This is a genomic window from Flavobacterium sp. (genome assembly GCF_046155325.1).
In the GTDB taxonomy this organism is placed as follows: domain Bacteria; phylum Bacteroidota; class Bacteroidia; order Flavobacteriales; family Flavobacteriaceae; genus Flavobacterium.
On sequence record NZ_JBJXDQ010000011.1, the window covers coordinates 1 to 7119 of the forward strand.

Genomic DNA, 7119 nt, shown 5'->3' on the forward strand with positions numbered 1-7119 from the left:
TTGCTTCAAATACCGAAATTACTGCTGAAATTTGATTTTCATAAAACAACCCAAAATGTTTTGTAGTTGGCAAAACGTCGCCTTCAAACCGACAACTTTCTATTGGTTTGCCAAAACGAAGCACTGGATGTCTAACAATAATTGATTCAAAAGCTGAAATTTCTTTGATTTCAAAAATTTTTATTGGTACAAATTTAGGTTTGACTATTAGCATAACAATTTCATAATAAAATATTTACGATATAAAATTACATCGTTTCAGTATAATATTTTATATAAACCTTATTTTTTTTGAAAAAAACTTGCAATACATCCAACTTATTATCTCTATTTGCACCGTTGTTAATGCGAAAGTAGCTCAGTTGGTAGAGCTCCAGCCTTCCAAGCTGGTTGTCGCGAGTTCGAGCCTCGTCTTTCGCTCTAAAACCTCATCTATTAAACTAGATGAGGTTTTTTTATATTTACTCTTCAAAATAGTTAATACAATCTTAATAATGAAGATATAATTATTCGATATATATTTACATTAGCTAAAATTATATTTACAATCAATTTATGTTACAAAGCAAAATAATACTTGGCAGCGAGGAATGGTGTCATTTACCTGATTTAGGAATTCCAATTATAAAAGCTCGAATTGATTCTGGAGCAAAAACATCGGCATTACATGCTATAAATATTGCTCCATTCAAAAAAGAAGGTCAAAATTGGGTCAAATTTGATATTAATCCAATTCAAAATAATGTAAAAACCGTTATTCATTGCGAAGCTTTATTAATAGACAAACGAATAGTAAAAAGTTCTAGTGGCTTTAGAGAACAGCGTTTTGTGATTCAAACCAATTTAGAAATTGGCAACTCAAATTGGTTAATCGAAATGACGTTAACCAATAGAGATTCTATGGGTTTTCGGATGCTATTAGGACGAGAAGCAATGAGTGGAAGAGTTCTTGTAGACCCTGAACAACAGTATTTATTAGGACAGCCTACTAGCGAAAATTTGAAAGACGTTTATAGAAATTCCGAAAAGGAAAGTTCAGGTTTAAGAATTGGGCTATTAGCCAGTAATCCAGAATTATATAGTAATAAACGAATTATGGAAGCTGGAGAAATGCGGGGTCATGAAATGCATTTTTTAAATATTAAAGAATGCTATATGAAACTTGATGCGAAAACACCTGAAATTCATTACCGAGGTGGAAAAATATTAAATCAATTTGATGCAATTATTCCAAGAATTCGTCCCAATATTACTTTTTATGGCTGTGCTTTAACTAGACAATTTGAATCATTAAATGTATTTTGTCTTAATTCATCGACGGCTATTTCACAATCAAGAGACAAACTATTTTCATTACAACTATTATTACAAAGTGGAATTGATATTCCAACAACCGGTTTTGCTAATTCACCTTTAGATACTGATGATTTAATTAAAATGGTTGGAGGTTCTCCATTAATAGTAAAATTATTAGAGGGAACTCAAGGTAAAGGAGTCGTTTTAGCAGAAACTAAAAAAGCTGCAGAAAGCGTTATTAATGCCTTTAAAAGCTTAAATGCTAATATATTAGTGCAGGAATTTATCAAAGAAGCCGATGGAAAAGACTTGCGTTTATTTGTTGTAGACGGAAAAGTAGTCGCAACTATCCAGCGTGAAGCCATGCCTGGGGAATTTAGAGCCAACATTCATCTTGGTGGAACAGCAACAATAATAAAACCAACTTCTGATGAAAAAAAGATAGCTATTCGAGCAGCAAAAGCTATGGATTTAAAAGTGGCTGGTGTTGATATAATTCGCTCTTCAAAAGGACCATTATTACTTGAAGTAAACTCTTCTCCTGGACTAGAAGGTATAGAAGGTGCTACCAATAAAGATATTGCTGGAGAAATGATAATTGCCATCGAAAAGAATTTTAAATTATTAATTAAATAATTGATTAGTTTTACACTCCAATTTTCTAAATCAATTTAATACATCAGAATGTCTGTATCCAAAAAAGATTATAAAAGAATTACTACCAAGTCATTAATCGACATGAAAGCCAATGGTGAAAAAATATCCATGCTTACTGCTTACGATTATACAATGGCAAAAATTGTTGATACTGCTGGAGTTGATGTAATTTTAGTAGGTGATTCAGCATCGAATGTTATGGCTGGTCACGAAACCACATTACCCATTACATTAGATCACATGATTTATCACGCATCTAGCGTAGTACGTGCTATTTCTAGAGCTTTAGTAGTAGTCGATTTGCCTTTTGGAAGTTACCAATCGGATCCAAAAGAAGCACTACGTTCTGCTATAAGAATCATGAAAGAAAGTGGCGGTCATGCTGTAAAATTAGAAGGTGGCTGTGAAATTAAAGATTCTATCAAAAAAATATTAAATGCAGGTATTCCAGTTATGGGGCATTTGGGTTTAACGCCTCAATCCATTTATAAGTTTGGAACCTATTCAGTTCGTGCTAAAGAAGAAGAAGAAGCTGAAAAATTAATTCAAGATGCAAAAATGCTTGAGAAAATTGGTTGTTTTGCATTGGTTGTTGAAAAAATTCCAGCAAAATTAGCACAAAAAGTTGCTGAAAGTATTTCAATTCCTGTAATAGGTATTGGTGCTGGTGGTGGTGTTGACGGACAAGTATTGGTTATTCATGATATGCTCGGAATGAATAATGAATTTAGCCCTAGATTTTTACGTAGGTATATGAATTTGTTCGAAGGCATGACCTCGGCCATTTCACAATATGTAACCGATGTAAAATCAAGTGATTTTCCAAACGAGAAAGAACAATATTAGTTTTATATTTTGAAAACTAAAATCATTTCAAATAAAAGTAACCTTCAAATTCTTCACGAAGACAATCATATAATAGTGATCAATAAACGTGTTGGCGATATTGTTCAAGGTGATAAAACTGGTGACAATCCCCTTTCTAAAATTGTAAAAGAATACATAAAAGACAAGTATAACAAACCAGGTGAAGTCTTTTTAGGAGTGGTACATAGACTCGATAGGCCAACAACTGGAATCGTAGTTTTTGCAAGAACTAGTAAGGCACTAACTCGTTTGAATGAATTGTTTAAAAATAGAGAAACCCAAAAAAAATATTGGGCAATAATAAAAAACAAACCTCCGAAAACCGAAGATAAACTTATTCATTATTTAAAAAGAAACGAAAAAAACAACACATCAAAAGCTCATATTAATGAAGTTCCTGATAGCAAAATAGCAAGTTTAGATTATAAAGTATTTCAAGAATTAAATAATTATTTTGCTGTGGAAATTAATCTTCATACTGGAAGGCATCACCAAATAAGGGCTCAACTTTCAGCTATTAATTCTCCAATAAAAGGTGATTTAAAATATGGTTTTGACAGAAGTAATCCTGATGGAGGCATTCATTTGCACGCTCGACAACTTCAATTTGTTCATCCAGTCACAAAAGAAGATATAAACATCATTGCAAAAGTTCCAGATGACCCTATTTGGAATGCTTTGAGTATTATATAAAACTATCTAAAAATTAATTGTATAAGAATATGAAAAACACTCTTGAAAAAATTGAAGAAATAAAAAATAATGGTTACGCTCTTAGCTTTGAAGAAGTTTTTGAGCATGCGATAGAAAATTACAAAAAAATTGCAGTCTATGCAGGATTAATGCTACTGGTTTTTATGTTTCTATTATTTATTATAGTTTTAGGAATATTAATTTCATTTTTTGATATCGAAAGTATAATTGAGAATTTTAAATTAATGGGGACAAGTCCAGCAGCCGTTTCAAAAGATTTTATGATGGGTTATCTAATAAGTATAATACTAATTACTTGTTTGATTAGTCCATTTCAGGCTGGTTTTCTTAAAATGGCTGATTGTGGAGAAAATGACGAAGAATTTCATGTATCTACCATTTTTTCTTATTACAAGAGCCCGTATTTAAGTAGAATTTGTCTTTCAGCATTAATATTAACAATAATGGGGACGGGAATAACAATTTTTTTCGAAAATATAGGATTTCAATTTATAGGAACAATTTTAAGTTTGCTTATTAATTTTTTGACTTTTATGACTATTCCTTTAATTATTTTTGGAGGATTGAATGCTATTGAATCTATTAAAACTAGTGTAATAATAGTTCTTAAAAAACCTTTAGTACTTTTAGGGATACTTATAGTTGGTAGTATTTTGTCAATAGTTGGTTTAATAGCTTTGATTATTGGTGTGTTTTTTACAATACCTTTTTTATATTCAATAAACTATTCTATTTATAAAGCAATTATAGGTTTTGATTCAAATTCTGATTTAGAGTAAATTGAATTGCAAATTAAAATCTTAAATATTTCTAGAAAATCAAAGCAGGATTGCGGTTTTTTAAACTAAAAAAGGGAAACTGGTTGCCAGATTCCCTTTAAAATAAATTAAAAATGCTTTTAAATAAACCACCTCGGGGCATAACCCAGGGGTATTAGTAAAATAAAAGCCACAGATTCACAGATTTTCAAAAAACTTTATTAATCTGTGAACCTGTGGCAAAAAAAACCGAGGCAGAGCTTCGAGGAATTAAACCTAAAAAGGATTAAACCAAATCAAAACGATCTAGATTCATTACTTTATTCCAAGCAGCAACAAAGTCATTTAAAAACTTTTCTTGTGAATCGTTATATCCATAAACTTCAGCAATGGCTCTTAACTCGGTATTTGAACCAAAAATAAGGTCAACACGAGTTCCAAACCATTTTATTGAACCACTAGAACGATCTGTTCCTATAAAAGCATCATCAGCATCTGAAACTGCTTTCCAAGTTGTTGATAAATCCAATAAATTTACAAAAAAATCATTGGTAAGTTGTTCAGGACGCTTTGTAAAAACACCGTTTTGAGATTGATCAAAATTCGTATTCAAAACACGCATTCCACCTACAAGTACCGTCATTTCTGGAGCAGTTAATGTTAACAAATGTGCTTTATCGAGCAACATATCTTCGGCAGAAACGGTATATTTGGTTTTAGAATAATTTCGGAAACCATCAGCTAATGGCTCTAAGAATTGAAACGAATGTATTTCCGTTTGTTCCTGAGAAGCGTCAGTTCTTCCTGCTATAAAAGGCACATTTACACTTAAACCAGCATTTGAAGCTGCTTTCTCTACTCCTACATTTCCTGCTAAAACAATTAAATCAGCAATAGAAACTCTTTTATCGGATTGAGAACCGTTGAAAGAAGTTTGAATAGTTTCTAAAACCCCTAAAACTTTTGCTAATTGTAATGGATTATTCACTTTCCAATCTTTTTGTGGTGCTAATCGAATACGACCTCCATTAGCTCCGCCACGTTTATCTGTACCGCGAAAAGTCGATGCCGATGCCCAAGCAGTTGATACTAATTGAGAAACCGATAGACCAGATGCTTGTATTTTTTCTTTTAAGGTAGCGATATCATTGCTATCGATTGTAGTATAAGTAGCTTTAGGAACTGGATCTTGCCAGATTAATTCCTCGGCAGGAACTTCTGGTCCTAAATATAATTCTTTTGGTCCCATATCTCGGTGCGTTAATTTGAACCACGCTCTTGCGAATGCATCATCAAATTCAGCTGGATTGGCAAGAAAATGTCTAGATATTTTTTCGTATTCAGGATCAAATCGTAATGCTAAATCTGTAGTCAACATTACTGGCGTATGACTTTTTGAAGCATCAAAAGCATCAGGAACTATTCCAGTTCCCCCACCATTTACTGGCTTCCATTGATGAGCACCAGCTGGGCTTTTGAACAATTCCCATTCAAATCCAAAAAGATTTTCGAAATAATTATTGCTCCACTTAGTGGGTGTTGTTGTCCAGGCGCCTTCTAATCCGCTTGTAATTGTATCGCCTGCATTACCAGTACCAAAAGAGTTTTTCCAACCTTTACTTTGCTCTTCGATTCCTGCAGCAGCTGGCTCAACTCCCACATATTTATTTGGATCCGCTGCTCCGTGCGTTTTTCCTAAAGTGTGTCCTCCAGCAATAAGTGCAACAGTTTCTTCATCGTTCATTGCCATTCGAGCAAAAGTTTCACGAATATCGCGAGCTGACAAAAGTGGATCAGGATTTCCGTTTGGTCCTTCTGGATTTACATAAATCAATCCCATTTGAACTGCTGCCAATGGATTTTCTAATTCTCTATCTCCTGAATATCTTTTATCATCTAACCATTCTTTCTCTGAACCCCAATAAATATCTTCTTCTGGTTCCCAAACATCCGTTCTTCCTCCTGCAAAACCAAAAGTTTTAAATCCAGATGATTCTAAACCACAGTTTCCAGCAAGAATCATTAAATCTGCCCACGATATTTTATTGCCATATTTTTGTTTTATTGGCCATAACAACAATCGGGCTTTATCAAGATTTCCGTTATCTGGCCAACTGTTAAGCGGAGCAAAACGTTGCGTTCCTGCACCTGCGCCACCACGACCATCGGCAGTTCTATATGTTCCGGCACTATGCCAAGCCAAACGAATAAAAAATCCAGCGTAACTCCCATAATCTGCTGGCCACCAATCTTGTGAACTAGTCATCAATTTATTTATATCATCCTTTAATGCATTATAATCCAAAGAATTGAATTCTGTTGCATAATCAAATGATTCATCCATTGGATTAGAAAGTATTGAATTTTGACGAAGAATATTTAATTTTAACTGATTTGGCCACCAATCATTATTTCGAGTTCCGTTGCCTGCACTCTGTTTCGCATCAGTTCCGTTAGAAAACGGACATTTGCCTTCTCCGTTTGTATTGTTTGCGTAATTTTCCATATTAAGATTAATTTTTAATTTTCTTTTAAGCGAATTTAATTCAATTTTATAAATCAAATTTAAATTTTCAATAGATAAAAACTATAGTTTTACTACTATATTTTATACAATCAAAGCATAATATCAGGTTGAAAAAATTAAATAGAAAGCTATTATGAATATTCCAAAATCTTAATTTATTTTCATACTTTTGAACCTCATAAAAAAAACAAATAAAATGGCATCAATAACATTAGGAGGAAATCCAATACACACATCGGGTGAATTACCAACAGTTGGCAGTAAACTAGCCGATTTTAAATTAGTAAAAGAAGATTTATC

Annotated in this window: 5 protein-coding genes, 1 tRNA gene and 2 pseudogenes; 6 read left to right on the plus strand and 2 right to left on the minus strand. The window is 32.8% G+C overall.

Features of this window, described 5'->3' with window-relative positions; genetic code table 11:
- Positions 1 to 214, minus strand: a pseudogene (locus tag ACKVOD_RS01055) (hypothetical protein); the annotation flags it as partial.
- A 133-nt stretch (positions 215 to 347) separates the two neighbouring features.
- Between ACKVOD_RS01055 and ACKVOD_RS01060 the strand changes: the two are divergent.
- The 5 genes from ACKVOD_RS01060 (at position 348) to ACKVOD_RS01080 (ending at position 4313) form a co-directional block, all read left to right on the plus strand.
- Positions 348 to 420, plus strand: a tRNA-Gly gene (locus ACKVOD_RS01060).
- A 135-nt stretch (positions 421 to 555) separates the two neighbouring features.
- On the plus strand, positions 556 to 1932 hold the full coding sequence (gene rimK, locus ACKVOD_RS01065; protein WP_409207631.1) for a 30S ribosomal protein S6--L-glutamate ligase: 1377 nt from the start codon (positions 556 to 558) through the stop codon (positions 1930 to 1932).
- A 48-nt stretch (positions 1933 to 1980) separates the two neighbouring features.
- Positions 1981 to 2799, plus strand: a complete 819-nt coding sequence (gene panB, locus ACKVOD_RS01070; RefSeq protein ID WP_409207632.1) for a 3-methyl-2-oxobutanoate hydroxymethyltransferase — start codon at positions 1981 to 1983, stop codon at positions 2797 to 2799.
- 9 nt (positions 2800 to 2808) lie between these two features.
- On the plus strand, positions 2809 to 3513 hold the full coding sequence (locus tag ACKVOD_RS01075) for an RluA family pseudouridine synthase (protein ID WP_409207633.1): 705 nt from the start codon (positions 2809 to 2811) through the stop codon (positions 3511 to 3513).
- Positions 3514 to 3542: 29 nt separating this feature from the next.
- Positions 3543 to 4313, plus strand: a complete 771-nt coding sequence (locus ACKVOD_RS01080; RefSeq protein WP_409207634.1) for a hypothetical protein — start codon at positions 3543 to 3545, stop codon at positions 4311 to 4313.
- Positions 4314 to 4578: 265 nt separating this feature from the next.
- Here the strand turns inward: ACKVOD_RS01080 and katG are convergent, their stop codons facing one another.
- Positions 4579 to 6798 carry a catalase/peroxidase HPI gene (gene katG / locus ACKVOD_RS01085; RefSeq protein ID WP_409207635.1) on the minus strand — a complete coding sequence of 740 codons (2220 nt, stop codon included), beginning with the start codon at positions 6796 to 6798 and terminating at the stop codon, positions 4579 to 4581.
- A gap of 217 nt (positions 6799 to 7015) precedes the next feature.
- Between katG and ACKVOD_RS01090 the strand changes: the two are divergent.
- Positions 7016 to 7119, plus strand: a pseudogene (locus ACKVOD_RS01090) (lipid hydroperoxide peroxidase); the annotation flags it as partial.